This window comes from Streptomyces sp. DSM 116795 (assembly GCF_055792905.1).
The window spans coordinates 5,307,839-5,324,461 of the sequence record NZ_CM147707.1; the positions used below are offsets into that span (position 1 = coordinate 5,307,839).

General features: G+C 72.2%; 13 protein-coding genes, 1 tRNA gene and 1 pseudogene. 11 read left to right on the forward strand and 4 right to left on the reverse strand.

All coding sequences use genetic code 11. From position 1 onward, the window contains the following. Positions 1 to 148: 148 nt before the first annotated feature. Both ACSMXX_RS22840 and ACSMXX_RS22845 read left to right on the forward strand, forming a co-directional pair. A complete protein-coding gene (locus tag ACSMXX_RS22840) occupies positions 149 to 343 on the forward strand; it encodes a hypothetical protein (protein ID WP_473180558.1) in 195 nt (64 codons plus the stop codon). Positions 344 to 349: 6 nt separating this feature from the next. After that, positions 350 to 583, forward strand: coding sequence for a hypothetical protein (locus ACSMXX_RS22845; RefSeq protein WP_045863337.1), 234 nt, complete (start codon positions 350 to 352; stop codon positions 581 to 583). A 19-nt stretch (positions 584 to 602) separates the two neighbouring features. On the opposite strand, the gene ACSMXX_RS22850 is transcribed toward ACSMXX_RS22845, so the two are convergent. Then, the gene (locus tag ACSMXX_RS22850; protein WP_473180559.1) at positions 603 to 1,973 is read right to left on the reverse strand and encodes a glycosyltransferase 87 family protein; all 1,371 of its coding nucleotides are present in this window, start codon (positions 1,971 to 1,973) and stop codon (positions 603 to 605) included. 174 nt (positions 1,974 to 2,147) lie between these two features. Here ACSMXX_RS22850 and ACSMXX_RS22855 point away from each other — a divergent pair. From ACSMXX_RS22855 to ACSMXX_RS22885, 7 genes are all read left to right on the forward strand, one after another. Continuing rightward, positions 2,148 to 2,220: transfer RNA gene (locus tag ACSMXX_RS22855), tRNA-Ala, on the forward strand. Between the two features lie 950 nt (positions 2,221 to 3,170). Continuing rightward, positions 3,171 to 6,044 (forward strand): leucine--tRNA ligase, encoded by a 2,874-nt coding sequence (gene leuS, locus ACSMXX_RS22860; protein ID WP_473180560.1) that lies wholly within the window; start codon positions 3,171 to 3,173, stop codon positions 6,042 to 6,044. Positions 6,045 to 6,187: 143 nt separating this feature from the next. Next, positions 6,188 to 6,937, forward strand: a complete 750-nt coding sequence (locus ACSMXX_RS22865; protein WP_473180561.1) for a hypothetical protein — start codon at positions 6,188 to 6,190, stop codon at positions 6,935 to 6,937. Between the two features lie 20 nt (positions 6,938 to 6,957). Next, complete coding sequence (locus tag ACSMXX_RS22870) at positions 6,958 to 7,815, forward strand: DegV family protein (RefSeq protein WP_473180562.1); 858 nt, start codon at positions 6,958 to 6,960, stop codon at positions 7,813 to 7,815. A gap of 686 nt (positions 7,816 to 8,501) precedes the next feature. Further along, complete coding sequence (locus tag ACSMXX_RS22875; protein ID WP_473180563.1) at positions 8,502 to 9,371, forward strand: ComEA family DNA-binding protein; 870 nt, start codon at positions 8,502 to 8,504, stop codon at positions 9,369 to 9,371. 161 nt (positions 9,372 to 9,532) lie between these two features. Beyond that, the gene (locus ACSMXX_RS22880; RefSeq protein WP_473184922.1) at positions 9,533 to 12,280 is read left to right on the forward strand and encodes a ComEC/Rec2 family competence protein; all 2,748 of its coding nucleotides are present in this window, start codon (positions 9,533 to 9,535) and stop codon (positions 12,278 to 12,280) included. After that, the gene (locus ACSMXX_RS22885) at positions 12,277 to 12,453 is read left to right on the forward strand and encodes a hypothetical protein (protein ID WP_473180564.1); all 177 of its coding nucleotides are present in this window, start codon (positions 12,277 to 12,279) and stop codon (positions 12,451 to 12,453) included. The genes ACSMXX_RS22880 and ACSMXX_RS22885 overlap by 4 nt, the downstream gene beginning before the upstream one ends. 188 nt (positions 12,454 to 12,641) lie before the next feature. Here the strand turns inward: ACSMXX_RS22885 and ACSMXX_RS22890 are convergent, their stop codons facing one another. The 3 genes and pseudogenes from ACSMXX_RS22890 to ACSMXX_RS22900 all read right to left on the reverse strand — a co-directional run bounded on the left by ACSMXX_RS22890 (position 12,642) and on the right by ACSMXX_RS22900 (position 13,980). Continuing rightward, positions 12,642 to 13,529, reverse strand: a complete 888-nt coding sequence (locus ACSMXX_RS22890) for an aminoglycoside phosphotransferase family protein (RefSeq protein WP_473180565.1) — start codon at positions 13,527 to 13,529, stop codon at positions 12,642 to 12,644. Positions 13,530 to 13,588: 59 nt separating this feature from the next. Further along, a pseudogene (locus ACSMXX_RS22895) lies at positions 13,589 to 13,728 on the reverse strand (IS630 family transposase); the annotation flags it as partial. Positions 13,729 to 13,731: 3 nt separating this feature from the next. Continuing rightward, on the reverse strand, positions 13,732 to 13,980 hold the full coding sequence (locus ACSMXX_RS22900; protein ID WP_473180566.1) for a hypothetical protein: 249 nt from the start codon (positions 13,978 to 13,980) through the stop codon (positions 13,732 to 13,734). A 55-nt stretch (positions 13,981 to 14,035) separates the two neighbouring features. Between ACSMXX_RS22900 and holA the strand changes: the two genes are divergently transcribed. Both holA and ACSMXX_RS22910 read left to right on the forward strand, forming a co-directional pair. After that, positions 14,036 to 15,025 (forward strand): DNA polymerase III subunit delta, encoded by a 990-nt coding sequence (gene holA / locus ACSMXX_RS22905; RefSeq protein WP_473180567.1) that lies wholly within the window; start codon positions 14,036 to 14,038, stop codon positions 15,023 to 15,025. 190 nt (positions 15,026 to 15,215) lie between these two features. Continuing rightward, complete coding sequence (locus tag ACSMXX_RS22910; protein WP_473180568.1) at positions 15,216 to 16,592, forward strand: sensor histidine kinase; 1,377 nt, start codon at positions 15,216 to 15,218, stop codon at positions 16,590 to 16,592. The last annotated feature ends 31 nt before the right edge of the window (positions 16,593 to 16,623 follow it).

The window sequence follows — 16,623 nt, forward strand, 5'->3', positions numbered from 1 at the left end:
GAACGGGTCCGGTTCCGTCGATCCTGCGAGGGTTCGCCTCGCAACGCGCTTTGCGTCCCTATCGCCGACCGGGCCTCCTGAGCAATGGGAGAACGTGGCAGAATCGTGACGGCCGGAAGGGGGAGGGCCGAGGGGAGGGACGTGTGCGATGTCGGCAGTGGTCCCCGCCGAGGGCGGTCGGCAGCAGGCTCGCCCGCGCACAAGTCCAGCCACCGGTCCGGCAGCGGTGTCATCGCGAACGCTGCAGTGTCCGGCCTGCGGTTCATCGAACGTTGCCCAGATGCTCGGCGACAATGGAGGAGTTTCCTACGTGTGCACGACCTGCGGCCACAGCTGGGGCTGATGACTGATGGGTGCACACAGCCGGAAGTGCGACTGGTGCGGCAGCGGGACGCCCATTGTCCGCGACATGGAGCCGGTCAACCCGGAATTCCAGTACTGGTGCGAGGACTGCGCGCGGGCGCTGATCATAAAGGGCGACCCGATCGAGACGTACCGCGAACTGGACGGGGAGCCCATCTACGGGCGCCTGCTCGACGAGCACTGCACCCTCAAGCGCTTCTACTCCTTCGCGACCGCCTGACAGAGTGCCCTGCCGCGGGTCAACGTGCGGGTGCGGCCGCCCGGTTCGCCGCAGCGTCCGGTTCGTACGGAGCGGGCCTGCGCAGCGCCCGTACCGCCAGCACCGCGGCCAGCGTCAGAAAGCCCAGGCCGCCGGCGGGATAGAGCGCCGAGAGCACCATCTCGCCGCCCGTCTGGTGAAGTTCCGGCTTCACCGGTCCGGTCGCGCCGTGCGGGACCCACCACAGCGCGTACGAACAGAACAGCAGCACAGCGGCACCCGTCGACACCCGCCACGGCAGGGCCCGTTCGCGCTCCAGCGACTCCGTGCCCAGCAGCAGCACCAACGGCACGCACCACACCCAGTGATGCGACCACGAGACGGGGCTCACCAGCAGCGCCGTGAAGGCGCACACGAGGACCGCCCACGCCGGCGCGTACGGCAGCCGTCGGCGGCCCGCAGCGGCTGCCGCGACGGCGACGGCCAGGCCGGAAAGGGCCACCACAGCGGCGAGCACGAGCCACGGCCACCCCGGATCGCCGGTGTGCAGCAGACGGGCCACGACACCGCGCAGGGACTGGTTGTCGGTGATCTCCACATGCCCGACGCGGTCCGACTGGAAGAGGGCGTTGAACCAGAAGCGTCGTGAGTCGTACGGCAGGATCAGCGCGCCCAGCAACACCGTGCCCCCGAACGCCCCCACGGCGACGGCGGATTGGCGCAGCTCACGGTTCCACGCTGCGGTGAGGCCGTTGCCGGCGCGCAGTCGGCGAACGGCCCGCGCGGCGCCGTACAGCGCGAGGAACACCGCGAACAGCGCCGGTGTGAGCTTGATCCCGGCTGCGACGCCGATGCCCACACCCGCGAAGCGGTGGCCGGAACGGCGCGTGAGGTCCCACAGCACGAGTGCTGTCAGCAGCAGATTGATCTGCCCGTAGCGCAGCGTCGTCCACAGCGGTTCGCACCACACGGCGACGGAGGAGATCAGCAGTGCGGCCGCGGGACGGGGCAGACGCGTCCCTCTCGACGGGCGGCCGATCAGCCGCAGGGAGAAGTGGACGACCGCCACCAGCAGGACGAGGTTCCCCGCGGTCGCCAGCGTCCGCATTTCCGCGACGTCCAGCAGCGTCAACGGCATGAACAGCAGTGCCGCGAAAGGCGGGTAGGTGGTGGGGAGATCGGCGTAGGTGGCGCGCATCGAGTACAGGTCGCCACCGGTGCGTACGGTCCAGCCCTCCGCCCGGTAGACCATGAGGTCGATCATGGAGACGTCCGTCACGCGCTGCGCCGTCCAGAACGCGGCGAAGGAGAGCAGACAGGCGGCCGAGGCGAGCAGGACCGGACGTCCCAGCAGCCTGGTCCCGATGGCCGTGCGGGACCGGCTGGACGCGGACTGCTGCAGTGCGCTCACGGCGGGCGGGCTCCGGAGTCGTGATCGTCGGGGGCAGCCGTCGACAGTACCCGCCGCGGGGAGGGGCGGGGCGCGTTCCTGTCAGGCCGAGGGAAACGGATTTGGCGGAACGTGGCAGGGGCCGTGTAAGGTTGGCGACGCCGCCGCGGGGCCGACCCCCGGCGGACCAGTCTCGGGGCTATAGCTCAGTTGGTAGAGCGCTTGCATGGCATGCAAGAGGTCAGGAGTTCGATTCTCCTTAGCTCCACGAGTGCGAGGGTGACGTGTGTCCGCGGAAGGCGCGGACCGGGTCGCCCTCTTTGCTTTTGCGCGGCTTCGCCGCGCGGGGCGGGGGCTCCGCCACCCGCACCCCCGTCGGGGGCTCCGCCCCCGGCACCCCCCTTGGCGGGGGCTTCGCCCCCTGCGGCCCCCTCGGGGTGCGCGCCGTGTGTTGCTTCCCGGGTTCTTCTTTGGGCGGGAGCTGCGGCCCCTTCGGTCCCTCCGGGGTTGCGGTGCCGTGTGTTGCTTTTCCTGAGCTCTCCTCTTGGCGGGGGCTTCGCCCCTGCGGCCCCCTCGGGGTGCGCGCCGTGTGTTGCTTCCCAGGTTCTCCGCTCCGGGGTTCGCTCTGTGTCGTGGTTTTGTGCGTGCGCGGGTCAACAAGCGCCTGGACAGGGACGATTCACCTACGGCGTCGGGCGCAGCGGGGGCGCCGGGCCTGGTGTGGATGGAGAGTAGAGCTCAGTCGGAGCCGCTGAGGGAGAGACGCCGACGGACGGGAGGGGGCGGGACGCGCAGGGGGGCACGTCCGGACACCATGGGGTCTCCCCAGCGAAGCGTGGGGATGTGATTGTGCCGAAGAAGAGCTCACTGACTTGTTCCTTGAGGTCGGCCGTAAATCATGCCGTCCGGACTGGCTCCCGGAGCGGCACGCCCCCGTCACCCATCACGCGCCCGAGGCGCACCCCGCACCCCGCACCCCGCCCCCGGGAGCCCCGCCCCCCCAACCCCCAGGCCGCCCGCGAGGGCAAGGCGCTGCCGCCCTTGCGGTACCCTGACCGACATGCGTGCCGTACGCCTTCTGCTTAGCGGGCCGCGCTGATCAGTCCCGGTCCCCGACCGACGAGCTCGGGAGGACCGGAATCGGCGCGGCGTCCCCTCCTGTGCGAGGGGCTTTTTCATTTGCGCTCGGCAGAGACGACCGATGGAGCTTTGAGGACGATGACCGAGACCACGACTGCCGCGGAGAGCGCGGCTCCCCATCGCTACACGGCGGCACTGGCCGCCGACATCGAGGCGCGCTGGCAGGACTTCTGGGAGAAGCAGGGCACATACGAGGCACCGAACCCCGGTGACGGCGACATGGCCGGGGATCCGGCGGTGGTGGCCAGGCCCAAGAAGTTCATCATGGACATGTTTCCGTACCCGTCGGGTGCGGGTCTGCACGTGGGGCACCCGCTGGGATACATCGCCACCGACGCCTTCGCCCGCTTCCAGCGGATGACCGGGCACAACGTCCTGCACACGCTGGGCTTCGACGCCTTCGGGCTGCCCGCCGAGCAGTACGCGGTGCAGACCGGCACGCATCCGCGGGCGTCGACCGAGGCCAACATCGTCCAGATGAAGGCGCAGCTGCGCCGCCTGGGCCTGGGTCACGACCAGCGCAGGGGCGTCGCGACGATCGACCCGGACTACTACAGGTGGACCCAGTGGATCTTCCTGCAGATCTTCAACTCCTGGTACGACACGGAGGCCGACAGGGCCCGTCCGATCGAGGAACTGGTCGAGCAGTTCGGGTCGGGGAAGCGTGAGACCCCGGACGGATTCGGGCGCTGGGACGAGCTGAGCGAAGTGCAGCGGGCCGAAGTCCTGGGCGAGTACAGGCTGGCCTACGCCTCCGACGCTCCCGTCAACTGGTGCCCCGGGCTGGGCACCGTACTGGCGAACGAGGAGGTCACGGCGGAGGGCCGCTCCGAGCGTGGCAACTACCCCGTCTTCAAGGCGGAACTGCGCCAGTGGAACATGCGCATCACCGCCTACGCGGACCGGCTGCTGTCCGACCTGGACGGACTGGACTGGCCCGAGGCGATCAAGCTGCAGCAGCGCAACTGGATCGGACGCAGCGAGGGCGCCCGTATCGACTTCCCGGTGGGCGACGACAAGATCGAGGTCTTCACCACCCGCCAGGACACGCTGTTCGGCGCGACCTACATGGTGCTGGCACCCGAACATCCGCTGGTCGACGACGTCGTGCCGGCGGTGTGGCCCGAAGGCACCCACGACGTGTGGACGGGCGGCCACGCGGACCCGGCTGCGGCCGTCGCCGACTACCGCGCGCAGGCCGCCGCGAAGTCGGACGTCGAACGGCAGGCGGAGGCCAAGGACAAGACCGGGGTGTTCACCGGCGCCTACGCCGTGAACCCGGCCACCGGCGAGCAGATCCCGGTCTTCATCGCCGACTACGTGCTGATGGGTTACGGCACCGGCGCCATCATGGCCGTACCGGCGCACGACCACCGCGACTTCGCCTTCGCGCGCGCCTTCGAGCTGCCGATGCGGTGCGTGGTGGAGCCCTCCGACGGCCGGGGCACGGACACCGGCTCCTGGGACGAGGCGTTCGTCTCGTACGACGCCAGGATCGTCAACTCGGCGGCGGACGGCGTCAGTCTGGACGGCCTGGGCGTCACTGAGGCCAAGGCGCGCATCACCCGGTGGCTGGAGGCCGGGGGCGTCGGCGCGGGCACGGTCAACTTCCGCCTGCGCGACTGGCTGTTCAGCCGCCAGCGCTACTGGGGCGAGCCCTTCCCGATCCTGTATGACGAGGAAGGCGTCGCGCACTCGCTGCCCGAGTCGATGCTGCCGCTGCAACTGCCGGAGGTCGACGACTACTCGCCGCGCACCTTCGATCCGGAGGACGCCGAGACCGTTCCGGAGACGCCGCTGTCGCGCGACCAGGAGTGGGTGAACGTCACCCTGGACCTGGGCGACGGCAAGGGCCCGCGGCGTTTCCGCCGCGAGACCAACACCATGCCCAACTGGGCGGGTTCGTGCTGGTACCAGCTGCGCTATCTGGACCCGCACAACAGCGAGAAGCTGGTCGACCCCGAGGTCGAGCGCTACTGGATGGGCCCCCGCGAGGGCATGCCGCACGGTGGTGTCGACCTGTACGTCGGCGGCGCCGAACACGCCGTGCTGCACCTGCTGTACGCGCGTTTCTGGACGAAGGTGCTGTACGACCTGGGGCACGTCTCCGCGGTCGAGCCGTACCACAAGCTGTACAACCAGGGCATGATCCAGGCGTTCGTCTACCGCGACAGCCGGGGCATCGCCGTACCGGCCGCAGAGGTCGAAGAGGTGGACGGCGCTTACTTCCACGACGGCGAGCCGGTCAGCCGGCTGCTGGGGAAGATGGGCAAGTCCCTGAAGAACGCCGTCACTCCGGACGAGATCTGCGCCGAGTACGGCGCGGACACGCTGCGGCTGTACGAGATGGCGATGGGCCCGCTGGACGTCTCGCGCCCCTGGGACACGCGTGCGGTCGTCGGCCAGTACAGGCTGCTGCAGCGCCTGTGGCGCAACGTGATCGACGAGGTGACCGGCGAAGTCACCGTCGTGGACGCCGAGCCGGACGAGGAAACGCTGCGCGCGCTGCACAAGGCCGTCGACGGAGTCACGCAGGACCTGGCGGGGCTGCGCTTCAACACCGCGGTCGCGAAGATCACCGAGCTGAACAACCACGTCACCAAGGTGCGCGAGGTGCCGCGTTCGGTGGCCGAGCGGATGCTGCTGCTGGTCGCCCCGCTGGCGCCGCACGTCGCCGAGGAGCTGTGGCGGAAGCTGGGCCACGAAGAGAGCATCGTGTACGCGGACTTCCCCGTCGCCGACCCCGCCTACCTGGTCGACGAGACCGTGACCTGCGTGGTGCAGGTGAAGGGCAAGGTCAAGGCGCGGCTGGAGGTCTCCCCGTCGATCTCGGAGGCCGACCTGGAGGCGCAGGCGCTGGCCGAGCCGGCCATCGTCGGCGCGCTGGGCGGTGCGGGCATCCGGAAGGTCATCGTGCGGGCGCCGAAGCTGGTGAACGTCGTACCGGGCTGAGACCGTTCCGCTCGGGGGAGATGCGGCCCGTCCCCTACGGGGCAGGTGAGGGGAGGGTCGGGGGTCCGCGGAACGCCTCGTCCGCCAGGTCCGTTTAGGGTGGAGAGGGACGGCTCGTAGCGGACGGATGAGGGAGCTTGCTCGTGGAATTCGTCATCGGCGTGCTGGCACTGCTCTTCGTGCTCTTCGTGACGTTCGGCGTCATCGCGGCGGTGCGGGTGACGCGTGCGGTGCAGCGCGGCGTCGAGCGCACGGGCACCCAGGTCCGCCGTACGGTCGAGGAGACGACGCTGAAGGCCAGGAGCGCCCAGCCCGGCCCGGTCGGCGAGCTCGCCCGCAAACGGCTGGAGCTGCGCACCGCCATCGACGGCACGCGCCGCGCCCTGGAGTCGGACGTCAGCCGGGACCCTTCCCTGCAGGAAGCGCTGGGCCTCCTCAACCGTCTGCACGAGCACGCACGGCAGCTCGACGGCGAGATGCGGCTGCTGATGGACCGGGAGCCGGACAAGGCGCGTACCGCCGACCTCATGCCTGAGGTGCGTGAGCGCGTCGCACGGATCAGGGATTCCGCGGACTCGCTGCGCTTCGCGGCGCAGGACCGCGCCAGCCGGTACGACGCGGAAGGGCTGGACGCGCTGCGCGAGCAGATCGAGATCGAGTCGGGCGCGCTGCGGCACTGGCACGCCGGCCGCCAGGCCCTGGGCCATGAGGCCGAGGGGGCGGCGAACCCCGGCCGGGACCGGGACGGGGACCGGGAGCAGATCGAGGGGCCGGCGGACCGCGAGCCCGAGCTCGGCCGTGACGGGGATCAGGACCGCGGCCGGGGCCTGGGCCTGGGCCGCGGCGACGTCCCGTCCGGCTTCGAGAAGGGGCGTCCGCAGAGCGCCTCGTGAGACGGCGGTAGCCTCCCTCCATGTCCCGCACCACCGCCCGCCAGGTCGCGATCGTCACCGATTCCACGGCCTACCTCCCGCCGTCGGCACTGGCACAGCACCGGATCGACGTAGTGCCGCTGACCGTGGTGCTCGGAGACAGGGCGCTGGAGGAGGGCACGGAGATCTCGGCGCGTTCGCTCGCCGAGGCGCTGCGGGAGCGGCGCCCGGTGACCACCTCACGGCCGAGCCCCGCCGTGTTCGCGGAGCGTTACCGGGAGGTGGCGGCAGCGGGCGCCGAGGGCATCGTCTCGCTCCACCTGTCCAGCGAGATCTCCGGGACGTACGACGCGGCGGTGCTGGCCGCCCGCGACGCACCCGTGCCGGTGCGGGTCGTGGACAGCGGCGTGGTGGCCATGGCGCTGGGTTTCTGCGCCCTGGAGGCGGCCCGTACGGCGGCCGGGGGCGGCTCGCTGGAAGAGGCCGTTGCCGCGGCCGAGAAGCGCGCCGAGGGGATCTCCGCGTACTTCTACGTCGACACCCTCGACTATCTGCGCCGCGGCGGACGGATCGGTGCGGCGCAGAAGCTCCTCGGGTCCGCACTGGCCGTCAAGCCGCTGCTGGAGCTGGCGGACGGGCGGATCGCGATGCTGGAGAAGGTGCGTACCGCGTCGAAGGCCATCGCGCGGCTGGAGGAGATCGTGGTGGAGCGCGCGGGGGACGCCGACGTCGACATCGCGGTGCACCATCTGGCGGCGCAGGAGCGTGCCGACACGCTCGCCGGGCATCTGCGGGAACGGGTGCCGGGGCTGGGGGAGTTGCATGTGAGCGAGGTGGGCGCGGTCATCGGGGCGCACACTGGGCCGGGGCTGCTGGGGACGGTCGTTTCGCTGAAGTGAGCGGGTCGCCGTCGGGGAGAGCGAGTGAGCGGTTCTGCATCGGTGGGGTGAGTGGGCCGCGGCATCGGGCATCGGTGGGGCCGAATCGCTGAGGTGGGTGACGGCGGTATCCACAACTTGAGGGTTGTCCACGGGAATTGAGCAAGATCACAGCGGGTGGCTGATCGTCCCTACCGTCGGTCGGCATGAGCACCCGATCCCGTCTCCTCTCCCGCCACCGGGCCGGCCGGCAGCGTCACGTCGCAGCAGATGTGCGTACGGATGCCGGTCTCCGCGCCCGTCACCGTTCTCCCCACCGGTCCGCTCGGCGTTCCCGTCCCCGCGGTGCTCCGGCGGGACCCGGTCGGCGCTCCCGGCCCGGCCCCCGGCCGGGCTCCGGGCCGGAGGCGCCCGGGGCGGCAGGCCGGGAGGGGATGCCGTATCGCCCCGGAGAGCGCGCGGCAGCCCTGCTCGGTGACGGGGGAGGGCACGCATGGTCCGGCGAGGGCAGCGGGCCCGGCGGCACGGGGCTGGACCCTCCTGCGGCCGTCCGTGCAGGCCGGTGCGGTGCGGGGGTGCTGCCGCGGGCCGCCGCGGTCGCCAGTGCGCGGGAAGCCGTGCGGCGCGGCCGGGAGCGGCGCGCGGCGATGCGGGCGCCCGGACCGCCGGCAACGGCTCGTGCGGCGGCTCAGCGGGAAACCGGGGCGATGCCGGACAACGGGGCGGTGCGTGACTCCGGGGCCGGGCGGGGCGCCGGGCCCGGGGACAATGCCGCCGCGCGGGGGCACGGTGCCGCGGCGCGGGGGCACGGGGCCTCCGCCAGTACGGGCGTGCCGCTCGCCTCGGGGGAGCGGGCGCGGCTCGCGTTGCGTGAACGGCTGCCGCTGTGGGTGCAGTTGCGCTGCGGGATCGAGCCCAGGACGTTGCTCGCGCTCACCGTGGTGCTCGTCGTCGCCGTCGGCTTCGCCGTCCACCACTTCTGGACCGGCCGCCCCGAAGCCGTACGGGCACCCTCGGCGGAGCGCGCACCCGCGGGCCCCGCGGAGGTGCCGGGGGCTGCCGGACGTGCGCCGGGCACCGGGAGGGATTCCGGTCAACTGTCCGGCAAGCGGCTGGTGGTGGACGTCGGCGGCAAGGTGCGCCAGCCCGGCGTCCACAGGCTGCCGAACGGTGCCAGGGTCGCCGATGCGCTCGAGGCGGCGGGCGGTGTCCGTCCCGGTACGGACCTCGGTGGGCTCAACCGGGCGCGGAGGCTCGTCGACGGCGAGCAGATCGTCGCCGGCGGCCCGGCCGCACCGGCCGCTCCGTCCGCCGGAAGCGGGCCAGGCCCAGGTGCGGGAGGTGGCGGAGCGGACGGAGGTGGGGCCGGCGGGGCGGCGCAGGGCGGTGTTGTGAGCCTCAGTTCGGCGACTGTGGAACAGCTGGAGACGCTTCCCGGCGTCGGCCCCGTGCTCGCGCAGCACATCGTCGAGTACCGGGAGCAGCACGGCGGCTTCACCTCCGTCGACCAGCTTCAGGAGGTCAACGGCATCGGTGACCGGCGCTTCGCCGACATCAAGCCGAAGGTGAGCCCGTGACCGGCGCGGGAGCCGCGGCCGGCGGCCGAGCTGTGACCGATGACCGAGCTGTGACCGGCGACAGGGCCCCGGCGGGTGTGCCGCGGGCGCTGCCGGGGCGGCCCCGGGCGGCAGCCCTCCGGCCGGAAGGCGCCGTCGACCTGCGGCTGGTGCCGCTCGCGCTGTCCGCGTGGGCAGCCGCCGCACTGGCGTCGGGAGTCTCCGGGCGGGTGACCGCGACGGGTGCCGCGGCATGCGTGCTCGGTGCGGTGCTGCTGCTCGTACGGGCACGAGGAGCGCAGCGGCAGCAGCGCACGAGGTCCGCAGGCGCGCAGCCCAGAGGAGCGGCGCCGGGTGGTGCGCCGACGGGAGGTGGGCGCACGGAAGTGCGGCCGGGAGGTGAACGGCCGGGAGGTGAACGGCCGGGAGGTGAACCGACCGGGGGACGCCCGCGCGGCCGGCTCACCGCCGCAGCGGCGCTGCTCTGCGCGGCCGCCGCAGCCGGGGCGGCGGCGCTGCACGCGGCCGACCTGCGTCGCGGGCCGCTGCCCCGTCTCGCCGAGCAACACGCCACGGCCACTGTGGAGTTGACCGTCACCGGAGACCCGCACCGCATCCGCCCGCGCGTGAACGGTGCTCAGCAGACGCCCGGAGCACTGCTGTTCCGGGCGGAGGCCACCCATGTCACGGCGCGCGGTTCGCCGGGGCCCGCCGGCGAGGCCGGTGGCGGGGGCCGCGGCGGCGGGGACCCGGGGCCCGTCGACCGTGCCGTGCGCACGCCGGTGCTCGTCATCGTCCAGCAGCGGGACGGGCCGCCGCCGAGGCGGTGGCACCGGCTGCTGCCCTCGACCGGTCTCAGGGCCGAAGGACGGCTCGCGGCACCTCTCCGTACGGGGTATGGACAGGACGTCGCGGCGGTGGTGCGTGTTCGGGCCGACGGGCCGCCGTCCGTGATCCGTGACCCCACGGCCCTGCAGCGCGGCGCGGGCAGCCTGCGTGCGGGGTTGCGGGAAGCCACGGAGGGCCTGGACGGCGACGCGCGCGGTCTGCTGCCGGGGCTGGTTGTCGGCGACACCTCGCGGCTGCGGCCGGACCTCGAAGAGGCCTTCCGCGCAACGGACATGACCCATCTGCTGGCCGTCAGCGGCGCGAACCTCACGATCATGCTGGCCGTGCTCATCGGGCCGCCGGGCACCGCTCATCTCGCCGAGCGACGCGGGCTCGCCCCGCGTCTGGGCATCCCGCTGCGGGGCACGGCCGTCCTGGGCGCGCTGCTCACGCTCGCCTTCGTCGTCGTCTGCCGTCCCGAGCCGAGCGTCATACGGGCGGCGGCCTGCGGGCTGATCACGCTGCTGGCCCTCGTCACCGGGCGGCGGCGCTCCCTGCTGCCCGCGCTCGCGGCCGCCGTGCTGCTGCTCGTGCTCCACGATCCCCGGCTGGCGCTGGACTTCGGGTTTCTGCTGTCGGTGCTGGCCACCGGAGCGCTGCTCACTCTTGCGCCGCGCTGGAGCGCCGCCCTGCGCCGCAGGGGCATGAACGGGCGTCTCGCGGAGGCGCTCGCAGCGGCCGCCGCCGCGCAGGTGGTGTGTGCGCCGGTGGTGGTCGTACTGGCGTCGCACGTCAGCCTCGTCGCCGTACCGTGCAACCTGCTCGCGGAGTTCGCGGTCGCACCCGCGACCGTGCTGGGCTTCGCGGCGCTGGCGGCGGCGCCGTTCGCGATGCCACTCGCCGAGGCCCTGGCATGGCTGGCCGGCTGGCCCACCGAGGGAATCGCCGCCCTGGCACGAGCGGGAGCCGCCATGCCAGGAGGAGAGATCGCCTGGCCCGGAGGCTGGACGGGTGCGCTGCTGCTCGCGGCGCTCACCGCCGCCGCGCTGCTGCTGTGCAGAAACACGGGGCTGCCCGCACTGCTGGGCCGCCCCTGGCTGTGCGCCGCGTTCGCGTTGTTGCTGCTGCTCGCGGTGGTCCGGCCGGTGCCGCTTGTACGGCCGTTCACGGGCTGGCCGCCGCCGGGGTGGCGGCTCGTGGCGTGCGACGTCGGGCAGGGGGACGCGCTGGTGCTCGCAACGGGCAGCGCGCGCAGCGCCGTGGTCGTCGACGCGGGCCCGGACCCGGCGGCCGTCGACCGGTGCCTGGAGGCTCTCGGTGTCTCCTCGGTACCGCTGCTGGTGCTGACGCATTTCCACGCGGACCACGTCGCCGGACTGCCGGGCGTTCTGAAAGGCAGAAGCGTAGGGGCGATTCAGACCACGAGGCTCGAAGAGCCGCGCGGACAGGCGGAGTTCGTCCGGCGCACGGCACGCCGGGCCGGAGTCCGCGTCATCGGCTCGGCGGCGGGCGAGCGAAGAGCCGTGGGGGAGCTGTCCTGGCAGGCCCTGTGGCCGCAGTCACCCCGGATTCCGCAGCCGCCCGGGACCGTGGGGACCGGGGCGCAGCCGGGGGGCACGGAGGGCCCGGAGGGTGCAGAAGGCGCGGAGGGCGCCAATGACGCCAGCATCACCCTGCTCTTCCGTACGGGCGGCATGTCGCTGCTGCTGCCCGGCGACCTCGAACCGAGCGCGCAGAGCGGCCTGTTGAGCGCCTACCCGGCACTGCCGTCCGTCGACGTGCTGAAGGTCGCGCACCATGGGTCGGCCTACCAGGACGCACGCCTGCTGGAGCAGCTGCGTCCGCGCATCGCTCTGATCAGCTGCGGTGCGGGCAACCCCTACGGGCACCCCGCGCCGCGTACCCTCGCCGCGTTGCGTGCCGCCGGCGCCCTGGTCCGCCGTACCGACCGCAACGGTGCGCTGGCGGTGACGAGTTCACCGAACGCCGGTGATTCCCAGAAGGACCCCGGCGCACCGGCCGTCGTCGCGGAGCGCGGGACTGCCAAGGACGCTCCCGCTGTTGTCGATGGCGAGCGGGAGCCAAACCCCGAACGGGGGTGAAGGACCGCGCGGCCGGCGGCAACGGCGGCAGCGCCATCAGCTCCAACATCGCCCGCCGCAACGGCATGCTCGACTGCCGCGACGCCACGACGGGCTCCGGCTCCGCCGGCACGGCCAACACCTGGATCCACAACGTGGGTCCGGCCGCCGATCCGCCGGACATCTGCAACTAGTGCTGTGACCGCATAGGTTCGCCGGGTTGGCCGTCGTGGCGGATGGATGTGTGGTGACTTCCGATCCGACCGTGGGAGGCTCGGTGGCCGAGACGAGGGCCTGCTTCCATGCCGGTCGTGCGCACCGTCCGGTCCTCGCCCAGAGGCCGGCGGGGGCGAGCGGGCCGGTCTCCCCCCCCGACAGGTGACTACACCGTGAGGCGGTCCGCTTCGGCCAGCAGCAGATCGCCGAAGGGCTGAAAGCCAATACTGCAGGCGTAGACGCCGCTGACGACTCGGTGGATGGTTCCCCATTCCCAGATGGCGGTGGCATCCACGCCCGTGCGAGAAGCCAGTTGCTCAGTCCGTGCCCAGAGGTCATCGCCGAGGTCCGGGTTGCAGCGCACGATGGTGCCGAGATCGCACGCCGGTTCGGCCCGCAGCCCGGCTGGATCGATGAACTTGTAGCTGCCGTCACTCGCCTGCAGGGCGTTCATCTCGTGGATATCACCGTGGACCAGAACCGCGGACCGATCGTCGTGGGCAAGGCGACGACGATTCATGCAATTCAGCGCGTCCGCCACAGTGGCCGGCGAACACGGTCGCCCCGCCTGCTCCCATAGTCTTGGCAGCCGATCGGCGTACTGCTCAGCCAACTTCGCGCCGGTTGGAAGGTCAATGCCGGGACCGATCGGACGCCACAGGCGAACCGCCACTTCGCACAGCAAGTTGTGGCGGCTTGCAGGGTCGGCGACGATGTCGTTCATCGGAGCCCCAAGGCGCTCCAGCAGAAGGGCTTGTCGACCCACGTCTTCGCCCAGCAGCTTGGCGCATCCCCCTCCGTTCGCCAGGCGCAACACCAGGGCCTCCTGCCCGACGTCCCGACCTGGCACACCGATCTTGAGGACCGCCGGAGCTCCGCCCACAAGCGTCACCTCGACGACCAGAGCGGCGTGACCGCCCGCGAAGCTGGAACCGATCGTCAGAGACCAGTCCTGGGCCAGCGAGTCGACCACGCCTGGCAGCTCGTCCAGCCAGGACTCGTTCCCGTCGGCTATGACCGTCTTGCGGACCTGGTCAGGAATGTCGAGGCTCACACCGCCAACCTAGTGCCGTGACCGCCGCATTGGTTCGCCTGATTGGTTCAGGCTGCTGTCTAGAGGGGACGCCCGCCCCAGGAATGCCTTTCTCGCTGCGGATGCGGGCGCGTTCCTTGCGTTCGGCGGCCAGGACATCGCGGTGGCAGGCGTTGGCGTTGCGCCTGCGCCGGTAGACGTGCTGGGCCCGGGCCTGCACCCGTCAGTCCCACTCCAGCCAGCCGTCGTGCTCGGCCGCGAGCGCGTCCAGTTGCTCGCGGTCGTAGCGCGTCCTCGGGTCCTCCAGGACCACCAGCCACTGCGCGTCCTCGGCGTCGTCCTCGCCGGCGAGAGCGTCCCGTACCAGCTGGGGCTCTTCGTGAGGTCCGTCGAAGCGCCGCGTCAGCTTCTCGGCGACCTCCTCGGCGGCGTCGCGGTCGGGCAGCACCAGGATGTGTCGTACGTCCGTCACACCGGCATTCTGCGCCAGGCAGGAGTGTCGGTGCGGCGTGGGATGCTGGTCGGCGATGGCTGGTGCGCGCAAGAAGACGACGGACGACCCGCTGACCCCCGTGACCCTCGCGGTGGGCCAGGAGGAGCTGCTGCTGGAGCGGGCTGTGCGGGAGGTGGTCGCAGCCGCGCGCGCGGCCGACGCCGACACCGACGTGCGCGAGCTGGCCTCCGCCGACCTCCAGCCGGGCACGCTGGCGGAGCTGACCAGCCCGTCCCTCTTCGCCGAGCGCAAGGTCGTCGCCGTGTACGACTCCCAGGACCTCTCGGCGGAGTCCGTCAAGGACGTGAAGGCCTATCTCGGCGCACCGGCCGAAGAGATCACGCTCGTACTGCTGCACGCGGGCGGCGCCAAGGGCAAGGGGCTGCTGGACGCCGCACGCAAGGCCGGTGCGCGCGAGGTGGCCTGCGCCAAGCTGACCAAGCCGGCCGACCGGCTCGCCTTCGTACGGGGTGAGTTCCGCGGGCTCGGCCGGTCCGCCACACCGGAGGCCGCCCAGGCCCTCGTGGACGCGGTCGGAAGCGATCTGCGTGAGCTGTCCTCCGCGTGCAACCAGCTCGTCGCCGACATCGAGGGCACCATCGACGAGGCCGTCGTCGGGCGTTACTACACGGGGCGTGCCGAAGCCTCCGGGTTCACCGTCGCGGACCGCGCGGTGGAGGGCCGTGCGGCCGAAGCGCTGGAGACGCTGCGCTGGGCGATGGCGACAGGCGTCGCTCCCGTGCTGATCACCAGTGCGCTGGCGCAGGGCGTACGCGGCATCGGCAAGCTCGCCTCCGCGCCCCGCGGCATGCGCCCAGGGGATCTCGCACGCGAACTCGGCATGCCGCCATGGAAGATCGACAGGGTGCGGCAGCAGATGCGCGGCTGGTCGGCGGACGGCGTCTCCACGGCGCTGCGTGCCGTGGCGGCGGCCGACGAGGCGGTCAAGGGCGGCGGCGACGACCCGGAGTACGCGCTGGAACAGGCGGTCATCGCCGTCGCGAAGGCAGCCCGTTCCCGCTGAAGTGCCCACGTGTGCAGGCCTGTCGGTCCACGGGCCGGCGGGGCCTTTACCGGCCCCCGCATCAGCCGGAAAGCCGATGCGTCGGCGGTACGTGGGCAGTACGTGTGCGGTCCGCACCCGCCCCGCACCCGCTCCACATCGGCCGAATTGCCGAGGTGCGGCGGGGCGCGGCTCCCGTAGCGTTCCGGGCATGCTCAGCGCCTTCAGTTCGCTTACGGCCCTCCGGCAGGCCGCCCTCGTCGTCACCGCCGGGGTACTTCTCGCGCTCCTGGCCCTCGAAGGACGGGACACCGGGTTCGTACCGACGGCCGTGGGCACCGTCGTGACCGGTGCGCTCTGCGTGGCGGCTCTGGCCGTACCGCTGGAGCTGCTGCCGCGCTGTGCCGTGCTCGCCGTCACGGGGTCGGCCGTGCTCTCGGTCGTGTCCGCGAACATCTCCGAACGTCCCGAGCACACACCGGGCTTGGTGGAGCTGTGTGCCCTGCTGGCCCTTGTCGCCCGCGCGGTCCGGCAGTTGAGGCCGGTGAAGGCGGAGATGCTGGTGACCGCGGCCGGTCTGGCGGTGGCACTGATACCGCTGCGGCTGTCCAAGGTCAACGACGAGCATCTCAATCTGCTGGAGACCGCCCTCTTCTTCTGCGTGCTCACGGCGATCCCGGCGGGACTTCACCTGCGGCTGCGCGACCGGCTGCGGGCGCGGGAGCGGGAGCGCATCCGCGAGGCCCAACGGCTCGAATACGCCCGCGACCTGCACGACTTCGTCGCCCATCACGTGACGGCGATCGTGGCGCGTACGAGGGCTGCCCGGTTCGCCGCGGGACAGGGACGCGAACAGGAACCCGCGGAGCTCGACCGGATGCTGGAGGACATCGAGAACGCCGCCTCGCAGTCGCTGAGTTCGATGCGCGGCATGGTCTCCGTCCTGCGCACCTCCACCCCGCCGACCGCGCCTCCCGGGCCGGAGCGGGAGCCGGAGCAGGAGCTGGCGCAGGTGCTGAAGTCGGCTGTGGACGATTTCCGCGCGGCCGGGCCGCCGCCGGTCGCGGTCGATGTGGATCCGCGGGTGTCTGAACGCCGCCTGCCGCCCGGGCTCGTGGACGTCGTCCACGGCGTCGTACGGGAGGCGCTGACCAACGCCCGCCGCTACGCGCCCGCCGCCTCATCCGTCATCGTGGCCGCCTCTCCGCAGTCAGGCTCCCCGGAGCGCCTGGAGCTCTCCGTGACGGACGACGGCGGCGGCACGTGCGGCACACCGTCCGGCACGGATTCCGGCAGTCCGCCCGACGGCGCGTCCGCTGAACTCATCGCCACCGGCGGCGGGTTCGGCCTGAAAGGGCTGGCCGAGAGGGTCGAAGCAGCCGGCGGCCGGTTCAGCGCAGGACCCCGGACGGAAACGGTCTCCGACCCGGACATGGACGCAGACCGGGACCCGGACGCCATTGCGGACCTGCACACCGACACGGAGACGGCCCCGGACACCGGCGCGGAGACGGACACCGACGGCGACCGGGACCCGGACGCGGGCTGGACCGTCTCGGCCCTCCTCCCGCTGCCCCCGCCCAGGTGAACCCCGCTGCCGCCAACGGCCCTTCTGACAC